This window comes from Streptomyces platensis, assembly GCF_008704855.1.
GTDB classification, from domain to species: Bacteria; Actinomycetota; Actinomycetes; order Streptomycetales; family Streptomycetaceae; genus Streptomyces; species Streptomyces platensis.
Genome location: NZ_CP023691.1, coordinates 3522606 through 3543234, shown reverse-complemented (window position 1 = coordinate 3543234; position 20629 = coordinate 3522606). Strand labels below are relative to the sequence as shown.

The window sequence follows — 20629 nt, the reverse complement described above, 5'->3', positions numbered from 1 at the left end:
CCCGCGCCACCGGATCGGCCGATGCCCCGTCAGGTCACCGTTGGCGCGTTCGCTCCGGACATGTCCAGGATTTTGACCATGCGCCCCTTCCTTGCGACCTGTCTCGGAGCCGTGTGCACCGCCGCCCTCGCCCTGCCCCTCGTGCCGGTGGCCGGTGCGAGCGCCGCCCCCGCCGCGCCGCGCCCCACCCGCTCCGGTGAGCTGCCGGGCAGCACCCAGTCCCTGCCGGTGGCGGCGCTCGGCGCACCCGCCCCGAGCCCCGGCGCCCGGGACGCCACCCCGGCGCCCACGCCCCAGTCGCTCGGCCTGCCGGCCCGCACCGTACGGCCGTTCTCGCTCCTCGGGGTCGTCTGGGACGACGCCGCCGCCGAGCTGCGGGGCCGGGTCCAGGTCCGCACCCGCGCCACCGGCAGCGGCGACTGGTCCGGCTGGCAGGACGTCCAGGTCCACAACGACGACGCCCCCGACCTCGGCTCCGCCGAGCGGCGCGACAGCGCGGTACGCGGCAGCACCGCACCGCTGTGGGTCGGCGACTCCGACGCCGTCCAACTGCGCATCACCCCCGAGGCCCGCCACCGCGCCCGGGCCACCCTCCCCGGAGGGCTGCGGCTGGAACTCGTCGACCCCGGCAGGCCCCCGCGCGCCGTCCGCGGCGCACACGCCGACCCCCCAGCCCCGCTCACTCCCGAGGCCACCGCCGCCTCCGCCGCCAACACCAAGCTCGCCCCGCTCGGCGCCACCGAGATCCCGGCCCTCGACCAGGCCACCTCCCAGGGCGACATCGACGCGGTGGACGGGTCGCCACCGGCCCACACCTACGTCGGGCCGCGCCCCCGTATCGTCACCCGGGCCGGCTGGGGCGCCGACGAGCAGCTGCGCGAAAAGGCCTTCACCTACACCCGTACCGTCCGCGCCGCCTTCGTCCATCACAGCGGCTCGGGCAACAACTACGAATGCGCCGAGGCCCCTTCACTGATCCGCGCCATGTACCGCTTCCACGTCAAGAGCAACCACTGGCGCGACATCGGCTACAACTTCCTCATCGACAAGTGCGGAACGGTCTACGAGGGCCGCGCGGGCGGCGTCGCCAAACCCGTCATGGGCGCCCACACCCTCGGCTTCAACACCGACAGCACCGGAATCGCCGTCCTCGGCACCTTCACCGACGACGAGCCGCCGCAGCCCGCCGTCGAGGCCATCGCCCGTCTGACGGCCTGGAAGCTCGGCCTCTACAGCGTCGATCCGCGCGCCACCACCCAGCTGCTGTCCGGTGGCGGCAACCGCTTCCCCAAGGGCACCAAGGTCCCGCTGCACGTCATTTCCGGCCACCGGGACGGCTTCACCACCGACTGCCCCGGCGTCCACCTCTACAACAAGCTGGCCGCCACCCGCCTCGCCGCGGCCGGACTTCAGGGCCGCTGAGCCGCTCCCCGCCCGGACACGACGGCCTCTTCGGCGCCTTCGGCATCTTCGGCATCTTCCGGGTTTGCGCGGGTCTGTCACGGTGCAGGCTGCGGGGACCACTCAACCGTTCCCGCGGCCGGCGCGTCCTAGCTGCCACCACGTCCGCCCTCCCGGCCCGCGCGCTCCCGTGGCCTGAACGGCACGGGAGCGTCCCACCACCGGGGCCGCCCGGGAGCCCGTCTGCCTACACTGGTCCGCCGATCGGCCGACCCCAGCAGGAAGCAGAGAAGACAAGGTGACTGAAGCGATCCTCCTGGTCGGCGGCAAGGGCACCCGGCTGCGCCCGCTGACGGTGCATACGCCCAAGCCCATGGTCCCGGCGGCGGGCGTGCCGTTCCTCACCCACCAACTGGCCCGCGCCAGGGCGGCCGGTGTCGAGCACATCGTCCTCGCCACCTCCTACCTGGCCGAGGTCTTCGAGCCGTATTTCGGCGACGGCTCGGCGCTCGGCCTGCACCTGGAGTACGTCACCGAACAGGAGCCGCTGGGCACCGGCGGCGCCATCCGCAATGTCGCCCCGCGGCTGCACTCCGCCCCCGACGACCCGGTGCTGATCTTCAACGGCGACATCCTCACCGGCCTCGACATCGCCGCCCTCGTCGGCACCCACCGCACCTCCGGCGCCGATGTCTCGCTGCATCTCACCCGGGTCGAGGACCCGCGCGCCTTCGGCCTGGTGCCCACCGACGACACCGGCCGGGTCACCGCCTTCCTGGAGAAGCCGCAGACCCCCGAGGAGATCGTCACCGACCAGATCAACGCCGGTGCCTACGTCTTCAACCGGTCGGTCATCGACACCATCCCGGCCGGCCGCCCGGTCTCCGTGGAACGCGAGACCTTCCCCGGGCTGCTCGCCGACGGCGCCCACCTCCAGGGCATGGTCGACTCCACGTACTGGCTCGACCTCGGCACCCCGCAGGCCTTCGTCCGCGGCTCCGCCGACCTGGTCCTCGGCCGCGCCCCGTCCCCGGCGGTGCCCGGCCGCTGCGGGGACCGCCTGATCCTGGAGACCGCCGAGGTCGCCACCGACGCCAAGCTCACCGGCGGCACCGTCGTCGGCCCGCGCACCGTCATCGGCGCCGGCGCCGAGATCGACGGCAGCGCCGTCCTCGACGGCGCGGTCATCGCACCGGGCGCCCGCATCCGTGACTCGCTGATCGGCGCCGGCGCACACATCGGGGCCCGTACGGTCCTGGACGGCGCGGTCATCGGCGACGGCGCCCGGATCGGCCCCGACAACGAACTGCGCGACGGCATCCGCATCTGGTGCGACGCCGACATCCCCGCCGGCGCGGTGCGCTTCTCGTCGGACCAGTAGGCGCGGTGCCGGGCCGGACGGCCAAGCAGGCGGCCTCCGGGATGTGTTCGCCCGCCCCCTACGGCCCGCCCCCACGGCCCGCCCCCGCTGTCACCCCCATCGCCTAACCTGGCCGCATGCCCGCCCGCTCCTGGGACCCGCCCGGCCCGCTCGACCTGCACCGCACGCTCGGTGTGCTCCAGCGCGGCCCCGGCGACCCCGCGTTCGGGGTGCGCGACGGTGAGCTGTGGCGCGCCTGCCGTACGCCCGGCGGGCCCGGCACGCTCCGTATCGCGGCCCGTCCGGCCGCCGGCCAGGTCGAGGCCGAGGCCTGGGGACCGGGCGCCGACTGGCTGCTGGACCGCCTCCCCGAGCTGCTGGGGGAGTCCGACGATCCGGCGCGGCTGACCGCCCGGCACCGCATCGTCCATGAGGCCCGCCGCCGCCACCCCGGCGTCCGGCTGGCGCGCACCGGCCTGGTCCTGGAGTCGCTGATCCCCTCGATCCTGGAGCAGAAGGTCACCAGCGACGAGGCCTACCGCGCCTGGCGCCTGCTGCTCCAGCGGCACGGCGAGCCCGCCCCCGGCCCCTGGGAGCGGATGCGGGTGATGCCGGAGCCGCGCGGCTGGGCGCTGATCCCGTCCTGGGAGTGGCACCGCGCGGGCGTCGACGCCAAGCGCTCGTCCGCGATCCTGCGCGCCGTACGGGCCGCCCGCCGGATGGAGGAGGCCGCGCGGATGGACCTCGCGGACGCCACCCGACGGCTCATGGCGCTGCCCGGCATCGGCCCCTGGACCGCCGCGGAGACGCTTCAGCGCACCCTCGGCGCCCCGGACGCGATCACGGTCGGCGATCTGCATCTGCCGAAGATCATCGGCTATGCCCTCACCGGCCGCCGCGGCACCACCGACGAGGAGATGCTCGAACTCCTCGCCCCCTACGAGGGCCAGCGGCACCGCGCCGCCCGGCTGATCCTGCTGTCCGGCCGCACGCCTCCGCGCCGCGCCCCGCGCTTCCCCGTAGGGGACATAGCCCGGCTGTGACCGGCGCGCGGGGGCGCGGGGGCGTGCGTCAGTGCACCACGACGAAGTCGTCGGCGGCCCGCGCCGGACGCGGCGGCGGCGCGGTCGCCGGACGCCCGATGGCCACCGCCCCCATCGGCTCCCACTCCGCCGGCAGCCCGAGCACCTCCCGGACCACCTCCCGGCAGAACATCGTCGACGACACCCAGGCGGAGCCGAGCCGTTCACCGGCCAGCGCGACCAGGAAGTTCTGAATCCCCGCGCCGTGGGCCACCAGGAACATCTCGCGCTCCGCCGTGCTCCGCCGCGCGTCCGGGTAGGGGTGCGAGCCGTCCGTCACCATGCACGGCACCGCCAGATACGGCGCGGCCCGCAGCACATCGCCGCGCCGGATCCGCTGGGCGATGGACTCCTCCGACTTGCCGTCCCGGCGCAGATCCGCGATCCAGGCGTCCCGCATCGCGTCCAGCAGCCGCTCCCGCGCCCGTGGTGTCTCCAGCAGCACGAACCGCCAGGGCGTGGTGTGGTGCGGCGCCGGGGCGGTGACCGCCGCCGCCACCGCGCGCCGGACCGCGCCCGGATCGACCGGCTCGTCGGTGAAGGCCCGCACCGTACGCCGCGCCGTCACCGCTTCCCGTACGGCCTCCGAGGTGCCCAGCCGGAACATGTCGTCCTCGGGGCTGCGCACCATGACGTGCGCCCCGTCGCTCTCGCCGGTCTCCCCGACGACATGGCCGAGTCCCCGCACCACCGCGACCGGCAGCCCGGCGGCCTTGCCCTTCACCAGGTCGCCCGCGGCGGCCAGTTCGTCGGCGGTGGCCACCACGGTCGCGCTGAGCGGATTGCCGTACGCGTCCGTGCCGCCGCGCAGATCGTCCAGCACCCGCACCCCGGCCGCGCCGATGGCGACATCGGTGAGCCCGTTGCGCCAGGGCCGGCCGAAGGTGTCGCTGATGACGACACCGACGTCGACGCCGAGTGCGCTGCGCAGGCCCGCACGCAGTTCCCGCGCCGAGGCGTCCGGGTCCTCCGGCAGCAACAGCACCGTCCCCGAGGGGGTGTTGGAGGCATCGACACCGGCCGCGGCCATCACCAGCCCCTGCCGGTTCTGCACGATCCGCAGGGTGCCGCGGCGCGCCACCACCCGCACCGTCTCCTGATCGATCGCCGCCTCCCGGTCCGCGGCTTCGACCACCCGGCCCTCGGCCTTGCTGACGATCTTCGACGTCACCAACAGCACGTCGCCGTCGACGAGTTGGGGCACTCCCTCGGCGCTCACCGCGGCCACGATCAGCTTGACGAGGTCGTCGCCGGGCCGCACCTCGGGCACCCCCGGCAGCGCCCACACCCGGTAGGCGGGCACCCCGTCGGCGTCGCTCACGCCCGGACCTCCGCGGCCAGCTCCAGCGCCTCGCGCACCATCGCGGCCGTGGCGTCCAGATCCGTCATCATCAGCGGCACGGCCCGGCAGCGGATTCCGGCCGCCTCGACCTCGGCCACCGCATCCGCGTCGACGGAGTCGACCAGCCAGCCGTCCAGCAGCCCGGACCCGTAGTGGCGGGCGACGGCCGCGGCGGTCGCCTCCACCCCTACGGCCGCCAGCACCTTGTCGGCCATCCCGCGGACGGGGGCGTCACCGACGATCGGCGAGAGCCCGACCACCGGCACCCCGGCCTCCGCGATGGCCTCCCGGATACCCGGTACCGCCAGGATCGTGCCGATACTGACCACCGGATTGGACGGCGGGAACAGCACCACATCGGCCCCGGCGATGGCCTCCAGCACACCCGGCGCGGGCTTGGCCTGGTCGGCGCCGACCGGCACCACGGCATGGGCGGGCACCGAGGCCCGCAGCCGCACCCAGTACTCCTGGAAGTGGACCGCCTTGCGCTCGCCCTCCTCGTCGACGGCCACATGGGTCTCGACCCGGTCGTCGGACATCGGCAGCAGCCGCACACCGGGCTTCCAGCGCGCGCACAGCGCCTCGGTGACGGCGCTGAGCGGATACCCGGCGCCGAGCATCTGGGTCCGCACGATGTGGGTGGCGAAGTCCCGGTCGCCGAGGCCGAACCAGTCGGGGCCGACGCCGTAGGCGGCCAACTCCTCCTTCACCCGGAAGGTTTCGTCGGTGCGGCCCCAGCCCTGCTCCTCGTTGATGCCGCCGCCGAGCGTGTACATCACGGTGTCGAGGTCGGGACACACCTTGAGCCCGAACAGATGGATGTCGTCACCGGTGTTCCCGATGACGGTGATGTCCGCGTCCGGAGCCGCTGCCTTCAGTCCCCGCAGAAAGCGGGCGCCGCCGATACCGCCGGCCAGAACCACGATTCGCATGGCCCCAGCATGGCAGGGCGGTGTGGTGCGGCGTGGCGTCAGGGGGCCGGTATCCCGGGCGGGGTGGTGGCGGCCCCGGAGTCCGTGGTCTGGCTGGGGTGCATCGGCATGTTGGTCAGCCCCGGGAAGTACACATGCAGGCTGACGGCCGGGGTCAGGGCGTCGTTGACGACCTCGTGGACGTAGCCGGGGGCGAACACCCGCTGGGCGCCGGCCGTGAGCGTACGGGGCCCGCCCGCTACGTGCTCGGTCAACTCGCCTTCCAGGACGGTCAGCACACCGGAGGACGCCCCGTGGTCGTGGCGGCCGCTGCCCTGCCCGGGCACCCAGCTGAGCAGCCAGACCTCGTAGCCCGGGCCGGTGCGCAGCCGGTGGTACCAGCGGGTGGTGGCGTCGTAGCGGACCAGCGGGGCCCAGGCGGCGCGGTCGGCGGCGATCGAGCGGGCCAGCCCCGCGAAGCCGGCGACGGTGGCCGGGTGGGCGGGGACGGGCGGCAGCAGGTGGGGGATGGCGAGCGGGTCGCCGGCGATCTGGACGTCGCTGTTCATGGCGTTTCGGTTCCTCGGCAAAAGTGCTGGGGTGACGCGGGAGGGCTGCGGCGCGGCGCGGGCTCTCCCTGTGGGGGGCACGGCGCGGCGGCGCGGAGCAGGGGCGCTGCGGGGTGGTGCGAGCGAAAAGGCTGGAGCTCAGTGGCTTCGACAGCTGGAACAGCGACAGCGGGCCTGCGCAGCGCAGAGCGACCCGTAGGCACGGGTCAGTCGGAGCGCGGCAGTCACTGGCATGGGGTCAAGGAGACCGGGTTCGCCGCGCGATGTCAATTGGATGTCTGGTTTGACGTAAATCTTTCACCTCATCCGGTTACTCCGCCCGGCGAAAGGTTTGTGCAGCTTCCGACGCGGAGACATCGACCGGCAACCGCGCTTTCAAACGCCGTTGCGGTGCCGTGATCCGTCTGTGATCTCCCCCGCTTCGGCGGCGTGCGGTGCAACGTGAACGCCGCCTGGTCGCGTCTTGGTGAGTGAAGAGGACGTGCCGGGTGGCGCGCCCGGGAAAGTGTCCTGGTTTTTACTGATTTGAACACTTTCCGCATCCGCTTGGTTCCGCCGAGTGAATAAGAGGCTCAATAGCAGATCTCGGCTTGACTGGCCCGGATCACCACACTTGTAATTTCACTCGTGTCGTTCAGCCGAAATCGATCACGGCTTGATCACGGGGACGTAAAGACAGACGAGGGGCGCACATGACCGAGCTGTTCCAGGAATTGCTGGTCGAGGAGGCGGATGAGGAGCTCGGCTGGCAGGAGCGCGCACTGTGCGCCCAGACCGACCCCGAGTCCTTCTTCCCGGAGAAGGGTGGCTCCACCCGCGAGGCCAAGAAGGTCTGTCTCGCCTGCGAAGTCCGGTCCGAATGCCTTGAGTACGCGCTCGCCAATGACGAGCGCTTCGGCATTTGGGGCGGTCTGTCCGAGCGCGAGCGGCGCCGGCTGAAGAAGGCCGCCGTCTGACGATGACAGCGCAGCCGGCCGGACCGACGGCGTACGGCCCCGTGGACCACGCCGCCGTACCCCCTCAACTCCCCATATCCCCCTATAGCGAACACTCCGCCTCCTGCGACCCGCTCGCCGGAGGCGGACTGCTGTGTACGGACCCGGTCGGGGCACCGGCGCGAACCATTAGTGTGGGGCCCCGTCCGAGATGCGCCGCCGCCCCGCAGGCCGCGCGCGTCGCCTCGTAGTCCGTCGCAGTGTCTTCCGGGGGCGGGGGCCCAGCGCGACTTCGCCGCGGGCCTTCGAACTCCCGGGTCCGGAGGGCCCGTACCTCGATGTCCGTGCACAGCCAGTCGGCGGCCCAGACCGCCTCATCCGCAGCCCCAGAGTTCCCACGGCACGTCGTCACCGCCGTGATCGTCTCCCATGACGGTGCCCGCTGGCTGCCCGACGCGCTCACCGGCCTGCTCGGCCAGGAGCGCCCGGTGCAGAACGTCATCGGCGCCGACACCGGCAGCGCGGACCACTCCGCCCAGCTGCTCGCCGAGGCCATCGGGGACCAGCGGGTGCTGCACCTCGCCCGCCGTTCCGGATTCGGCACCGCCGTCGACGAAGCGGTCCGCACGGCCCCCGTGCTCACCCCCGACGATCTGCCGTATCTGCGCCGGCCCAGCGGCTGGGACCCGGTCACCCGCACCTGGCGCGACGAGGCGTACGAGATGCCGGAGTTGCCGCACGGCGAACCGGTCCAGTGGCTGTGGCTGCTGCACGACGACTGCGCCCCCGAGCCGGACGCGCTCGCCGAGCTGCTGCGGGTCGCCGACGCCAGCCCTTCCACCGTCATCGTCGGCGCCAAGCTGCGCAGCTGGTACGACCGCCGGCAACTCCTGGAGGCCGGGGTCAGCATCGCGCGCAGCGGCCGCCGCTGGACCGGCCTGGACCGCCGCGAACAGGACCAGGGCCAGCACGACCAGGTGCGCTCGGTGCTGTCCGTCTCCACCGCCGGCATGCTCATCCGCCGTGACGTCTACGAGGAGTTGGGCGGCTTCGACCGCCGGCTGCCCCTGATGCGGGACGACGTCGACCTGTGCTGGCGCGCCCAGGCCGCCGGACATCAGGTCCTGATCGCGCCCGAGGCCATCCTGCGGCACGCCGAGGCCTCCGCCCGCGAACGCCGCCCCATCGACTGCGTCGGCCGCTCGGTCGCCAACCCGCACCGCGTCGACAAGGCCGGCGCCGTCTACACCCTGCTCGCCAACACCCGCGGCGCGATCCTCCCGTACGTCCTGCTGCGGCTGCTGATCGGCACCTTCCTGCGGGTGCTCGCCTACCTCGTCGGCAAGGTCCCGGGCCAGGCGCTGGACGAACTCGCCGGACTCTTCGGCACCCTGCTGCGGCCCGGCAAGATCCTCGCCGCGCGCAAACGCAGAGGCCGGCCCGCGGTCGACGCGAGCGAGCTGCGGCCGCTGTTCCCGCCACCCGGCGCCACCGTCCGGGCCACCGCCGAACAGGTCGCCGGCAACCTCGCCGGGCGCGCCGCGCCGGATGTCGCGTCGGCCGGCCGGCACGGCGCGGTCGAGTCCGGGCCCGGCGGCGATGACGCCGACTTCCTGGAGATCGAGCAGTTCGCCCGGCTCAAGCGGATCGCCCGCAAACCGGCCCCGCTGCTCTTCCTCCTGCTGCTGGTGGTCTCGCTGGTCGCCTGCCGCGGACTACTCGGCGCCGGCGCGCTGACCGGCGGGGCGATGCTGCCCGCGCCCGGCAGCGTTTCCGACCTGTGGTCGGCGTACCTCGACAGCTGGCATGCGGTCGGCGTCGGCGGCAGCGCCTCCGCGCCCCCCTACCTGGCGATCGTCGCCCTGGTGTCGAGCATCTTCTTCGGCAGCACCGGCTTCGCCGTCACCCTGCTGCTGGTCTGCTCCGTCCCGCTGGCCGGACTCACCGCCTACTTCGCCTCCCGCCCGCTGGTCGCCTCCCGGCTGCTGCGGGCCTGGGGCAGCATCGCCTACGCCTTCCTGCCCGCGGCCGCCGGCGCGCTGGCGGGCGGCCGGCTGGGCACCGCGGTGCTCGCCGTCCTGCTGCCGCTGATGGCGCGTGCCGCGCTCGCCGCGAGCGGGCTGCGGCTGCCCGTGGGCACCCGGCCCAGCTGGCGCGCCACCTGGGCGTATGCGCTGCTGATCACCTTCACCATGGCCTTCACCCCGGTCGTCTGGCCGATCGCGGTGCTGCTCGGCATCGGTCTGCTGGTGCTGCGCTTCCTCGACGGCAGCCGTGACCAGCTGCTCGCCTACGGGCTGCGCTTCCTCGTCGTGGCCGTGGTGCCGTTCGTGGTGCTCGCGCCCTGGTCGCTGTCGTTGCTGAGCCGCCCCTCCGCCTTCTTCCAGGAGGCCGGGCTCGACTACGGCGCCGGATCCGCCTCCGTACTCGACCTCATCGGGCTCAGCCCCGGCGGCCCCAAGGCCGCCGGCGGTGTGCTGCTCTTCGGCATCGTCCTGGCCGCGCTCGCCGCGACACTGCGCGACGAGCGGCAGCGCGCGATCCGTACCGCCTGGGCGGTGGCGCTGACCGGGCTGCTGCTCGCGGCGCTGGGCAACGGCTCCGGCTGGACCGGGCCCGCGATGCTGGTCTACGGGCTGGCGCTGCTGTGTGCCGCGGCGATCGGCGCGGAAGGCATCCGGACCCGGATGGCCAGCCTCGGCTTCGGCTGGAAGCAGCCGGTCGCGGTGCTGATCGCGCTGGCGTCCGTGCTCGCCCCGCTCTACGCCGCGGTCAGCTGGATGATCACCGGCGCGTCCGGTCCGCTGGAGCGGCGCAACCCGGAGCAGGTCCCGGCGTTCGTCGCCGAGGAGTCCGGCACCGCCGACCGGGCCCGCACCCTCGTCCTCGACGGCTCGCCCGGCCATGTCGACTACACCCTCGTCCGCGGCTCCGGTGCCCGGCTCGGCGACGCCGATCTGGCCGCCGCGGCGGGCGAGGACAAGCGGCTCAGCGGCATCGTCGCCCACCTCGTGGCCGGCTCCGGCGCCGACCAGACCAACCAGCTCGGCGGCTACGCGGTCCGCTACGTCCTGGTCAGGGACGGGGCGCCGCGCGAAATGGGCCGGGTGCTGGACGCGACGCCGGGCCTGACCCGGCTCAGCCAGGACGACGGCAGCGCCCTGTGGCGCGTCGACCGCCGGGTCTCGCGGGTCTCCATCGTCCCGGGCGCGGCCAAGGACGGCACCAGCGCGGGCGAGGCCGCCGCGCCGCTCGCCGTACCCTCCGGCCCCGTCGAGGCGCACACCAAGGTGCCCGGTGGTGACAGCGGCCGGGTGCTGCGCCTCGCGGACACCGCCGACGAGGGCTGGCAGGCCACCGTCGACGGCACCCCGCTCAAGCCGGTGACCGTCGACGGCTGGGCCCAGGGCTTCGTGCTCCCCGCGGGCGGCGGCACCCTCGACCTCACCCACGAGAACCCGATCGGCCACACCCTCTGGCTGTGGGCCCAGGGCCTGCTCGCCGTCGTCCTGGTGGTGCTGGCGCTGCCGGGCCGCCGCCGGGAGATCGACGACGACCTGCCGGAGGACGCGGCCGCCGCGCAGGCCGCCGCGGTGTCCGGCGACGGCCGGCGGGCGCGGCGCCTGCGGGCCCAGGCCGAGGCGGCCGGCGCCCCCGAGGCGGCCGGGTCCGGCGTCCCCGCCGCGCGCACCGGCGAGCAGCCGTCCGACCCGGCCGACGACCCGGCGGCCGCACCGGCCCCCGGCCAGGACGCGGTCCAGGGCGCCGTCCCCACCGCTCCCGGCGACCCGTATGCGGCCGTGCCGCAGCAGCCGTCCTACGAGGAGTGGCAGGCCGCCCAGCAGGGCGTGCCGGACGGCGCCGTGCCCCCGGGCCACCCCGGCGGACAGCAGCCCTACGCCCCCGCCGACCCGTTCCAGGCCGGGCAGTACGGCCAGCCGTACCCGCCGGCCGATCCCTACCAGGCCCCCGACCCGTACGCCGACCCCTACCAGGCGGGCGTCTACGACCCGTACGGCTACGGGCAGCAGCAGTACGGCGACGGCGGGCCGCAGCACCAGCAGCCCTACGACGACGGCACCGAGTACCCGGGGTACTCCGGCTCCTACCCCGAGCCGCGCCGTGACGGGAGCGACCAGCAGTGAAGCGCACCATGATGTCCCTGATCGGCGTGGCCGTCGCGCTGGCCGCGGTCACCGGCGTCGCCGCCGTGGCCGCCCCGGACGGCGACGGCCGGGACGCCCCGCGCGGCAGCAGCCGGCTGCCCGTCCAGCGCTCCGCGCTGCTCTGCCCGGCCCCGACCTCCTCCGAGGTCGGCGAGACCGCCTACACCGCCTTCGCCCCCAAGGGCGCGGCGGCCGGTGCGGACGGCAAGAAGGGCACCGCCGAACTGCGGCCCGCCGGGACCGTGCGGGCCGCCGGCGACGGGGCCGGCGGCAAGGACGGGCAGAAGGGCAAGGACAAGGGCAAGGGCGCCGCGGACGCCGCGGCCGGGCAGACCGTGGCCCCCCGCGACACCAAGCCCGTGGTGCCCCTCCAGGAGCCCGGCAAGCCGGTCATCGCGACCACCGACAAGCCCGACGCCCCCGCCCTCGTGGGCTCCGCGGACGGCATGTTCGCGCCCGGCTGGACCGTGCAGCAGACCACTTCGGTCGCCGCCGGCGCGGGCCGCGGCCTCCTCGGGCTGAGCTGCACCACCCCCGACACCACGTTCTGGTTCCCCGGTGTCAGCACCGCCACCGACCGCCAGGACTACGTCCACCTCACCAACCCCGACGGGGTCCCGGCCGTCGTGGACCTCGAACTCCACGGCAAGGACGGGTCGTTGGCGGGCTCGGCGGGGGAGGACATCTCCGTACCGCCGCACACCACGGTCCCGGTGCTGCTCTCCACGCTGACCACCGCCCCCACCACCAACGCCTCGCTGCATGTCGTCGCGCGCGAGGGCCGGGTCGGCGCCGCCGTCCAGGCGAGCGACGGCAAGCTCGGCAGCGACTGGCTGCCGCCGGCCGCCGACCCGGCGCCGAGCGTGGTGCTGCCCGGTATCCCGAAGGACGCCACCTCCGTGCGGCTGGTCGCCCTCGCGCCCGGGGAGTCCGACGCCGACCTGAAGGTCCAACTGGCCACCCCGACCGGGCTGATCACGCCCGCCGGGCTGGAGAGCCTGCACCTCAAGAGCGGGATGACCACCGCCGTGGACCTCAAGGACCTCACCAAGGGCGAGGCCGGTTCGCTGGTGCTCACGCCCTCCGACAGTGACTCCAGGGCCCCGGTGACGGCCGCGCTGCGGGTCACCCGCGGCAAGGGAGCCAAGCAGGAGATGGCGTTCATCCCCGCGACCCGGCCGGTGGAGAAGCGCGCCACCGCCGCCGACAACCGTGACCGCGGCAGCACCCTCTCGCTGGTCGCGCCGGAGAAGGGCAAGGACGCCAAGGTGAAGGTCACCGCCTCGGCGGGCAGCGGCGGCGGCACCCCAATCAGCAAGACGTACACGGTCAAGGGCGGCCGCAGCCTCGATGTCGAGCCGCCCCGCCCGCAGGGCCTGAAGGGGACCTACGCCCTGACCGTGGAGCCGGAGCCCGGCAGCGGTCCCGTCTACGCGGCCCGGATGCTCGCCCGCCCCCAGGGCGGGGTGCCCGCGTTCACCGTCCAGCCGCTGCCCGACGACCGCGGCTCGGTCCTCGTCCCGGCCGCGGGCCAGGATCTGTCGGTGCTCACGGACTGAACCGCGCACCGCCCCCGGACCCGCGCGGCGGCCTCACTCCTGGCCGTAGCGCGGGTCCACCGACTCCGGGGCCAGCCCCAGGAGTTCGGCGACCTGCTCGACCACGACCTCATGGACGAGCAGCGCCCGCTCGTCGCGGCCCTTCGTACGGATCTCCACCGGCCTCCGGTAGATCACGATCCGGTCGCGATGTCCGCCCGCGGCCGGCAGCATCCGTCCCAGCGGCACGGTCTCCGCGTCGGCGGTCGCGTCCGGCCCGTCGTCCGGGCCGAAACCGGGCACCTCCAGGATCAGGAAGTCGACCTGGGAGAGCTGCGGCCAGCGGCGCTCCAGCCGGTCCCGGGAGTCATACACAAGATCCACGAAGGCCTCGGCCCGGGTCACCGACAGCGGCACCTGGGGCGGCGCGATCGGGCCGCGCATGCCGCGGCCGTGGCGGTCGCGGCGGCGGAGCCGCGGCTCCGGCGGTCGGGGAGGTACAGGGCTGTCCATCAGCATCGAGCGTAGCCGTCAAGGACCCCCGGGCACCGGGGAGCGCGGCAAGATGTGGCATGTCGTCGGCTGACCGTACCTGTCCGCGATGTGTTCGTTTGCATCCCTGCATGAGATCGCAGATCGACGCCGGAATGGCAGGAAATGCATCGAGTCGTGACGGGTTTCCGCGCCGCACGCGGTCCGTCCCGTCCCGGCCGGTCCAGGTCAGGTCGAGCGGGTGCAGGTCAGACGCATCGGACGAAGCGGGACGACACGGTTGGGTGAGCCGGGGGAGAGTCGTCGCGGCCCGCTCAAGAGTGCGGTACCGTCCAACGTCGTGAGCCCTGTACGTCGCTGTTCGCGCACTGCGTGCGGCCGCCCCGCCGTCGCAACGCTGACGTACGTCTATGCGGATTCGACCGCTGTGCTCGGACCGCTCGCCACCTACGCCGAGCCGCACTGCTACGACCTGTGCGCCGAGCACTCCGAGCGGCTGACCGCGCCCCGCGGCTGGGAAGTCGTCCGCCTCGCCCTCGACTCCGGACCGGCCCGCCCCAGCGGCGACGATCTCGAAGCCCTGGCGAACGCCGTACGCGAAGCCGCCCGCCCCCAGGAACGCGCCGCCGGCGGCACCCACGCCCCTGGCGACCGCGACACCCACCCCATGGAGGTCGCCCGCCGCGGCCACCTCCGGGTGCTGCGCTCACCGGATTCCTGAACCGCGCCGGCAGCCCCCGGCCCGTCACCGCACCCGCCCGCCGCATCCGGCCAACTACGGCGCCGCGGCGGCGTGCACACGGGGACAGCGGGCCACCGCACAGGGCCGCCCGGTAGGTTGGGAGGACATAGAGACTCTCCAGGAGGGCTGGCTGTGACTGATCTGTCGCAGATCGTGAAGGCGTACGACGTACGCGGTGTCGTCCCCGCCCAGTGGGACGAACCCCTGGCCGAGCTGTTCGGGGCGGCCTTCGTCGAGGTCACCGCCGCGGACGCGATCGTGATCGGACACGACATGCGGCCCTCCTCGCCCGGCCTGTCGGACGCCTTCGCGCGCGGTGCGGCGGCCCGCGGCGCGGACGTCACCCAGATCGGTCTCTGCTCGACCGACGAGCTGTACTTCGCCAGCGGCTCCCTCGGCCTGCCCGGCGCGATGTTCACCGCCTCGCACAACCCGGCCCAGTACAACGGCATCAAGATGTGCCGGGCCGGCGCGGCCCCCGTCGGCCAGGACACCGGCCTCGCCGACATCCGCGCACGGGTCGAGCGCTGGTCGGACGAGGGCGCCCCGGAACCGGTCGCCGAGCCCGGAACCATCACCCAGCGCGACGTCCTCGGCGACTACGCCGCCCATCTGCGCGGCCTGGTGGACCTCAGCGGCATCCGCCCGCTGAAGGTCGTGGTCGACGCGGGCAACGGCATGGGCGGCCACACCGTACCGACCGTCTTCGCGGGCCTGCCCCTCGAACTCGACGCGATGTACTTCGAGTTGGACGGCTCCTTCCCCAACCACGAAGCCAACCCGCTGGATCCCAAGAACATCGTCGACCTCCAGGCCCGGGTCCGCGAGACCGGCGCCGACCTCGGCCTCGCCTTCGACGGCGACGCCGACCGCTGCTTCGTCGTCGACGAGAACGGCGACCCGGTCTCCCCGTCCGCGATCACCGCCCTGGTCGCCGCCCGCGAACTGGCCAAGCACCCCGGCGGCACGGTCATCCACAACCTGATCACCTCCTGGTCGGTGCCGGAGGTCGTCAGGGAGAACGGCGGCGAGCCCGTCCGGACCCGCGTCGGGCACTCGTTCATCAAGGAGGAGATGGCCACCACCGGCGCCATCTTCGGCGGCGAGCACTCCGCGCACTACTACTTCCGCGACTTCTGGAACGCCGACACCGGCATGCTCGCCGCGATGCATGTCCTCGCGGCACTCGGCGGCCAGCAGGGCCCGCTGTCGCAGCTGGTCGCGCAGTACGACCGGTACGCCGCCTCCGGCGAGATCAACAGCACCGTCGACGACCAGACCGGCCGGCTCGCCGCGATCAAGACCGCCTACCAGGGCCGCGACGGCGTCACCCTCGACGAGCTGGACGGGCTGACCGTCACCGCCGACAACTGGTGGTTCAACGTCCGCGCCTCCAACACCGAGCCGCTGCTCCGCCTGAACGTCGAGGCCCGCGACACCGCCACCGCCGACCGGATCCGCGACGAGGCCCTGGCGATCATCCGCGGCTGAGCCCCCGCGCCCGCCGCACGAAGGCCGCGGCGGGCCGTCGGAGCACGTCGCCGAGGGGGCGGGCGGCAGCGGAGTCCCCGCCGCCCGCACCCCCGTGCACCACCCGGAATCAGCGCCGAGCACGCCTCCTGCCCCCGCCCGGCGGTACGCTGGCCAAGCCGCAACCGCCCCGAAGGAGCAGCCTCCATGCCGGTCGAAGCCAGCTTGATCCAGATCCTTGCCTGCCCGGCATGCCATGCCCCCCTCCAGGACCGGACCGCGGACTCCGCGTCCGACCCCGAGCTGGTCTGCACCTCCGGCGACTGCGGCCTCGCCTACCCCGTCCGGGACGGCATCCCCGTACTCCTCGTCGACGAAGCACGCCGCCCCGCCTGACCGGTGCCGCCGGGCCCGCCCCGGCGCCACCCGGCACACCCCCGCCCGATCCGGCGATTCGGAGGCCGCGCCCACCATGCTCGACGAGTCACTCCTCGACACCCCTGACGCGCTGGCCGGAGCCGACCGCTTCGGCCTGCTGCGCGGCGTCGCCGAATCCGGCGCCCGGGTGCGCACCGCCGCCCGCAGCGCCGCCGAATCCGGCATCCCCGAGCTGACCCCCGACGGGCGGCCGCGCGCCGTCCTCGTCGCCGGCCCCGGCCCCGCCGCGGCCGGTGTGGCAGACCTCCTCAGGGCGCTCGGCGGCGGCAACTGCCCGGTCACCCTCATCCAGCCCACCGGCGTCGCCCCGCTGCCCGGTGCGCTGCGCTGGGCGCTGCCCGGCTGGGCCGGACCCCTGGACCTGCTGCTGCTCCCCGGCCCCGATGCCGCCGACCCCGGCCTCGCCGAGCTGGTCGAGCAGGCCTCCCGCCGCGGCTGCGCCGTCGTCGCCGTCACCCCCGCCGGCGGCCCGCTCGCCGACGCCGTCACCCAGGCCCGCGGCCTCGCCATCCCCCTGGCGACCACCCCCTACGATGCCGAATTCGACGTCGAGGGCGCCCCGCCGGCCGCCCCCGGCACCCTCTGGTCGGTGCTCATCCCGCTGCTCTCGCTCGCCGACCGGATCGGCCTGCTGAGCGCCCCGCCGGAGGCCCTGGGCAAGCTCGCCGACCGCCTCGACCAGCTCGCCGAACGCTGCGGCCCCGCCATCCCCACGTACACAAACCCCGGCAAGACGCTGGCCGCCGACCTCGCCGACGCGCTCCCGCTGATCTGGACCGAAGGCACCATCGCCGGCGCCGTCGGCCGGCACTTCGCCACCGAGCTGGCCGGGCTGGCCGGCCGCCCCGCGCTCGCCGCCGAGCTGCCCGAGGCACTCGCCACCCACCGCACCCTGCTGGCCGGCGCCCTGGCCGCCGGCGCCGACCCGGACGACTTCTTCCGCGACCGGGTCGAGCAGCCCGCCGCGATGCACGCCAGGGTCGTGCTGCTGCGCGAGGGCGAGCCGGGGGCGCTGTCCGCCACCCGCGCCGCCCAGGCGCTCGCCGAGGAGCGCGACACCGCCGTCAGCGAGCTGGAGGCCGACACCGGCAGCGACCTGGAGAAGGCCGCTGAACTACTCGCCATCGTGGATTTCGCCGCCGTTTACCTGGCGCTCGCCGGGACCGAGTGATCTTTGACGGTCGGGCCCGTCACCGCGGGCCCTTGGGTGCGAGCGCGCAGCCCCGCCCGGCTCGCGACGCCCCGGCACCACCCCGCAGCACGTACCACCGTCAGGAAGCAGCCGCCCCATGGACCGCCTCGCCAATACCGTGCGCCCCTACGCCTGGGGCTCCACCACCGCCCTCCCGGAGCTCCTGGGCACCGCGCCGACCGGCGAACCCCAGGCCGAGATGTGGCTGGGCGCCCACCCCGGCGCCCCCTCCCGTATCGACCGCGGCGCCGGCCCCGTCTCCCTGGCCGAGGTGATCGACGCCGCCCCCGAGGCCGAACTGGGCGCCGACGCCGTCCGCGCCTTCGGCCCCCGGCTGCCCTTCCTGCTCAAGCTGCTCGCGGCCGGCTCCCCGCTCTCCCTCCAGGTCCACCCCGACCGGGCGCAGGCCGCCGAAGGCTTCGCCGACGAGGAGCGGCGCGGCATCCCCATCGACGCCGGCCACCGCAACTACAAGGACGCCAACCACAAGCCCGAGCTGATCGTCGCGCTCACCCTCTTCGACGGTCTGTGCGGCTTCCGGCACCCGGCACAGGCCGCGGACCTCCTGGAGGGCCTGGGCGTCGACGACCTCAAGCCGTACGTCGACATCCTGCGCGCCAGCCCCGAAGAGGACGCCCTGCGCGAGGTGCTCACCGCCGTACTGAGCGCCGAGCACCACGCGATCGCCGGCACCGTCGAGCGCGCCGCCGTCGCCGCCGACCAGCTGGCCGCCCAGGGCGGGCCGCACGCCGACGCCTACGCCGCCTACGCCGTCCTCGCCCACCACTACCCGGGCGACCCCGGCGTCCTCGCCGCCATGCTGCTCAACCACGTCCAACTCCAGCCCGGCGAGGCACTGTTCCTCGGCGCCGGTATCCCGCACGCCTACCTCGGCGGGCTCGGGGTCGAGCTGATGGCCAACTCCGACAACGTGCTGCGCTGCGGACTGACCCCCAAGCACGTCGACGTCCCGGAGCTGCTGCGGGTGGTGCGCTTCGAGGCCGGTGACGCGGGCGTGCTGCGCCCCGAGGACGTCAACGGCGAGGAGGTCTACGAGACCCCCATCGACGAGTTCCGGCTCTCCCGCTTCGTGGCCGCCCCCGGCGCCGCACCCCACGCGCTCCCCTCCCGGACGCCGCAGATCCTGCTGTGCACGGCGGGCACGGTACGGCTGCGGGAGGCCGAAGGGGAGGCGGAGGCCGGTGACGGTGATGGTGCCGGCCTGGCCCTCGCGCCCGGCGAGTCCGTGTTCGTACCGGCCGGCGAGCGGATCACGCTCGCGGGAGACGGCACGCTGTTCCGCGCGACGGTGGTGGCGTAGCGGTCCCGGCAAGAACTCGTCCGGCTCGTGCCGCTCGGCATGCCCTGGCCCGCCGGCCACGGTGCGGGGGCCGGGGCAGCGCCACCGGCGGGCTCGTCCGGGCGGCCGGAAACCGTCCGCCAGGTGGCCTCCTGGTCGCCGTCCCGGGCCGGGCTGCAACAATGACCGCCGCACAGCATTAAAGGGGCGGTAAAGCCCGGACGACGGAAGGGGTATGCGGCACCTATGAGCGCATCAGGCGGGACAAAGGCGATCGTTGCGGCGCTGGGCGCCAACCTGGCGATCGCCGCAGCGAAGTTCGTGGCCTTCGCCTTCAGCGGCTCGTCCTCGATGCTGGCGGAAGGCGTGCACTCCATCGCGGACTCCGGCAACCAGGGCCTGCTGCTGCTCGGCGGCAAGAAGGCGAAGCGCGCGGCGACCGCCGAGCACCCCTTCGGCTACGGCCGCGAGCGCTACATCTACGGCTTCCTGGTCTCCATCGTCCTGTTCACCATCGGCGGCGTCTTCGCGCTCTACGAGGGCTACGAGAAGATCCACGACCCGCACGCGCTGGACAACTGGTACTGGCCGGTCGGCGTCCTGGTCTTCGCGATCATCGCCGAGGGCTTCTCCTTCCGTACGGCCATCAAGGAGTCCAACGAGCTGCGCGGCACGCAGACCTGGGCCCAGTTCGTCCGCCGCGCCAAGGCCCCCGAGCTGCCGGTCGTGCTGCTGGAGGACTTCGGCGCCCTGGTCGGTCTGGTCCTGGCGCTGGGCGGTGTCGGCCTGACCATGGCCACCGGCGACGGCGTCTGGGACGGCATCGGCACGATGTGCATCGGCGCGCTGCTGGTGCTGATCGCCCTGGTCCTGGCCGCGGAGACCAAGTCGCTGCTGCTGGGCGAGGCGGCCGGCCCCGAGCAGGTCGCCAAGATCCGCGCCGCGGTCGTCGACGGCACGGTCGTCACCCGCGTCATCCACATGCGCACACTCCACCTCGGCCCCGACGAACTGCTGGTCGCCGCCAAGATCGCGGTACAGCACGACGACACCGCCACCGAGATCGCCAACGCCATCAACGCCGCCGAGGCCCGCATCCGCGAGGCCGTCCCGATCGCCCGCGTCATCTACCTCGAACCGGACATCTACAACGAGGCCACAGCGGCCGCGGGGACGGATCCGTCGAAGACACCGGGCGGGGAGTGAGCCGTTCCGGCCTCCGGCCGGGGGCGCGGGCCGGGGGCCGGGGGCCCGGGACCCGTGCCCCGTGGCCGGTGGCCGGTGGCCGGTGGCCGGGTGGACTGCTGGGCGGCCGAGCGATGGGCGCTGGGTGGTGCTGAGGATCGGGGACAGGGTCGGCGGGCCGGCGGGGCCGCTGAGCCTCGGGCCCACGGGACGGCTCAGCCCCCACTGACGCGCCGCAGCCCCACCCGCCCCCGCCGCCACAGAACGCGGCAAGGCCCCCACACTCCCCAGGAGCGCGGGGGCCTTCGCTGTTCGCCCCACGAGTACGGAGGCCGACGCTGCCCTCCGGGGGCATGGGGCCTCCGCCGTACCCATGGGGCACGTAGGGCCCTCGCCGCACGAGCCGAGCCTCACCAAGCCGCTCGGCCCCCCGTCCCGCCGATCACGCTGCGAGCCTTTGGGAATCACGGCGCCCCCCGGGAATCTGGGCGTCCCCGGGAATCTGG

Annotated in this window: 16 protein-coding genes; 12 read left to right on the top strand and 4 right to left on the bottom strand. The window is 74.2% G+C overall.

Annotated elements, in window-relative coordinates:
• The first annotated feature begins 60 nt into the window (after positions 1-60).
• The 3 genes from CP981_RS15435 (at position 61) to CP981_RS15425 (ending at position 3804) form a co-directional block, all read left to right on the top strand.
• Positions 61-1422, top strand: a complete 1362-nt coding sequence (locus CP981_RS15435; RefSeq protein WP_244329662.1) for a peptidoglycan recognition protein family protein — start codon at positions 61-63, stop codon at positions 1420-1422.
• Positions 1423-1699: 277 nt separating this feature from the next.
• Positions 1700-2782 (top strand): mannose-1-phosphate guanylyltransferase, encoded by a 1083-nt coding sequence (manB, locus tag CP981_RS15430; RefSeq protein ID WP_085927936.1) that lies wholly within the window; start codon positions 1700-1702, stop codon positions 2780-2782.
• Between the two features lie 116 nt (positions 2783-2898).
• On the top strand, positions 2899-3804 hold the full coding sequence (locus CP981_RS15425; RefSeq protein WP_085927935.1) for a DNA-3-methyladenine glycosylase family protein: 906 nt from the start codon (positions 2899-2901) through the stop codon (positions 3802-3804).
• Positions 3805-3832: 28 nt separating this feature from the next.
• Here the strand turns inward: CP981_RS15425 and CP981_RS15420 are convergent, their stop codons facing one another.
• Genes CP981_RS15420 through CP981_RS15410 form a run of 3 tightly spaced genes read right to left on the bottom strand, consistent with a single transcriptional unit; the run spans position 3833 to position 6665 of the window.
• Positions 3833-5164, bottom strand: a complete 1332-nt coding sequence (locus tag CP981_RS15420) for a coenzyme F420-0:L-glutamate ligase (protein WP_085927934.1) — start codon at positions 5162-5164, stop codon at positions 3833-3835.
• On the bottom strand, positions 5161-6117 hold the full coding sequence (gene cofD, locus CP981_RS15415; RefSeq protein ID WP_085927933.1) for a 2-phospho-L-lactate transferase: 957 nt from the start codon (positions 6115-6117) through the stop codon (positions 5161-5163). Before cofD ends, CP981_RS15420 begins: the two co-directional genes overlap by 4 nt.
• Before the next feature lie 38 nt (positions 6118-6155).
• Positions 6156-6665: a cysteine dioxygenase gene (locus CP981_RS15410; protein ID WP_085927932.1), complete on the bottom strand. Its 510-nt coding sequence runs from the start codon at positions 6663-6665 to the stop codon at positions 6156-6158.
• 692 nt (positions 6666-7357) lie between these two features.
• Here CP981_RS15410 and CP981_RS15405 point away from each other — a divergent pair.
• From CP981_RS15405 to CP981_RS15395, 3 genes are all read left to right on the top strand, one after another.
• Positions 7358-7621 carry a WhiB family transcriptional regulator gene (locus CP981_RS15405; RefSeq protein ID WP_003983763.1) on the top strand — a complete coding sequence of 88 codons (264 nt, stop codon included), beginning with the start codon at positions 7358-7360 and terminating at the stop codon, positions 7619-7621.
• Between the two features lie 317 nt (positions 7622-7938).
• On the top strand, positions 7939-11745 hold the full coding sequence (locus CP981_RS15400; protein WP_085927931.1) for a glycosyltransferase family 2 protein: 3807 nt from the start codon (positions 7939-7941) through the stop codon (positions 11743-11745).
• Entirely contained in the window at positions 11742-13325 is a 1584-nt protein-coding gene (locus CP981_RS15395; RefSeq protein ID WP_085927930.1) for a DUF5719 family protein, read from the top strand. The genes CP981_RS15400 and CP981_RS15395 overlap by 4 nt, the downstream gene beginning before the upstream one ends.
• 33 nt (positions 13326-13358) lie before the next feature.
• Here CP981_RS15395 and CP981_RS15390 read toward each other — a convergent pair whose 3' ends face one another.
• Complete coding sequence (locus CP981_RS15390; RefSeq protein WP_190146767.1) at positions 13359-13817, bottom strand: metallopeptidase family protein; 459 nt, start codon at positions 13815-13817, stop codon at positions 13359-13361.
• 259 nt (positions 13818-14076) lie between these two features.
• On the opposite strand from CP981_RS15390, the gene CP981_RS15385 reads away from it, so the two are divergent.
• The 6 genes from CP981_RS15385 (at position 14077) to CP981_RS15360 (ending at position 20144) form a co-directional block, all read left to right on the top strand.
• The gene (locus CP981_RS15385) at positions 14077-14517 is read left to right on the top strand and encodes a DUF3499 domain-containing protein (protein ID WP_078885876.1); all 441 of its coding nucleotides are present in this window, start codon (positions 14077-14079) and stop codon (positions 14515-14517) included.
• A 153-nt stretch (positions 14518-14670) separates the two neighbouring features.
• The gene (locus CP981_RS15380; protein ID WP_085927929.1) at positions 14671-16029 is read left to right on the top strand and encodes a phosphomannomutase/phosphoglucomutase; all 1359 of its coding nucleotides are present in this window, start codon (positions 14671-14673) and stop codon (positions 16027-16029) included.
• A 186-nt stretch (positions 16030-16215) separates the two neighbouring features.
• On the top strand, positions 16216-16404 hold the full coding sequence (locus CP981_RS15375) for a Trm112 family protein (RefSeq protein ID WP_085927928.1): 189 nt from the start codon (positions 16216-16218) through the stop codon (positions 16402-16404).
• Positions 16405-16480: 76 nt separating this feature from the next.
• A complete protein-coding gene (locus tag CP981_RS15370; RefSeq protein WP_085927927.1) occupies positions 16481-17617 on the top strand; it encodes an SIS domain-containing protein in 1137 nt (378 codons plus the stop codon).
• 118 nt (positions 17618-17735) lie between these two features.
• On the top strand, positions 17736-18959 hold the full coding sequence (gene manA, locus CP981_RS15365) for a mannose-6-phosphate isomerase, class I (RefSeq protein WP_085927926.1): 1224 nt from the start codon (positions 17736-17738) through the stop codon (positions 18957-18959).
• Between the two features lie 225 nt (positions 18960-19184).
• On the top strand, positions 19185-20144 hold the full coding sequence (locus CP981_RS15360) for a cation diffusion facilitator family transporter (protein ID WP_085927925.1): 960 nt from the start codon (positions 19185-19187) through the stop codon (positions 20142-20144).
• Positions 20145-20629: the final 485 nt, after the last annotated feature.

What these genes read in the sequence shown, in the direction of transcription:
- CP981_RS15435 (WP_244329662.1), top strand. Translation starts at nt 61, where the DNA reads ATGTCCAGGATTTTGACCATGCGCCCCTTCCTTGCGACCTGTCTCGGA.
- CP981_RS15425 (WP_085927935.1), top strand. Translation starts at nt 2,899, where the DNA reads ATGCCCGCCCGCTCCTGGGACCCGCCCGGCCCGCTCGACCTGCACCGC.
- cofD (WP_085927933.1), bottom strand. Translation starts at nt 6,117, where the DNA reads ATGCGAATCGTGGTTCTGGCCGGCGGTATCGGCGGCGCCCGCTTTCTG.
- CP981_RS15410 (WP_085927932.1), bottom strand. Translation starts at nt 6,665, where the DNA reads ATGAACAGCGACGTCCAGATCGCCGGCGACCCGCTCGCCATCCCCCAC.
- CP981_RS15405 (WP_003983763.1), top strand. Translation starts at nt 7,358, where the DNA reads ATGACCGAGCTGTTCCAGGAATTGCTGGTCGAGGAGGCGGATGAGGAG.
- CP981_RS15400 (WP_085927931.1), top strand. Translation starts at nt 7,939, where the DNA reads ATGTCCGTGCACAGCCAGTCGGCGGCCCAGACCGCCTCATCCGCAGCC.
- CP981_RS15390 (WP_190146767.1), bottom strand. Translation starts at nt 13,817, where the DNA reads ATGGACAGCCCTGTACCTCCCCGACCGCCGGAGCCGCGGCTCCGCCGC.
- CP981_RS15375 (WP_085927928.1), top strand. Translation starts at nt 16,216, where the DNA reads ATGCCGGTCGAAGCCAGCTTGATCCAGATCCTTGCCTGCCCGGCATGC.
- CP981_RS15370 (WP_085927927.1), top strand. Translation starts at nt 16,481, where the DNA reads ATGCTCGACGAGTCACTCCTCGACACCCCTGACGCGCTGGCCGGAGCC.
- manA (WP_085927926.1), top strand. Translation starts at nt 17,736, where the DNA reads ATGGACCGCCTCGCCAATACCGTGCGCCCCTACGCCTGGGGCTCCACC.
- CP981_RS15360 (WP_085927925.1), top strand. Translation starts at nt 19,185, where the DNA reads ATGAGCGCATCAGGCGGGACAAAGGCGATCGTTGCGGCGCTGGGCGCC.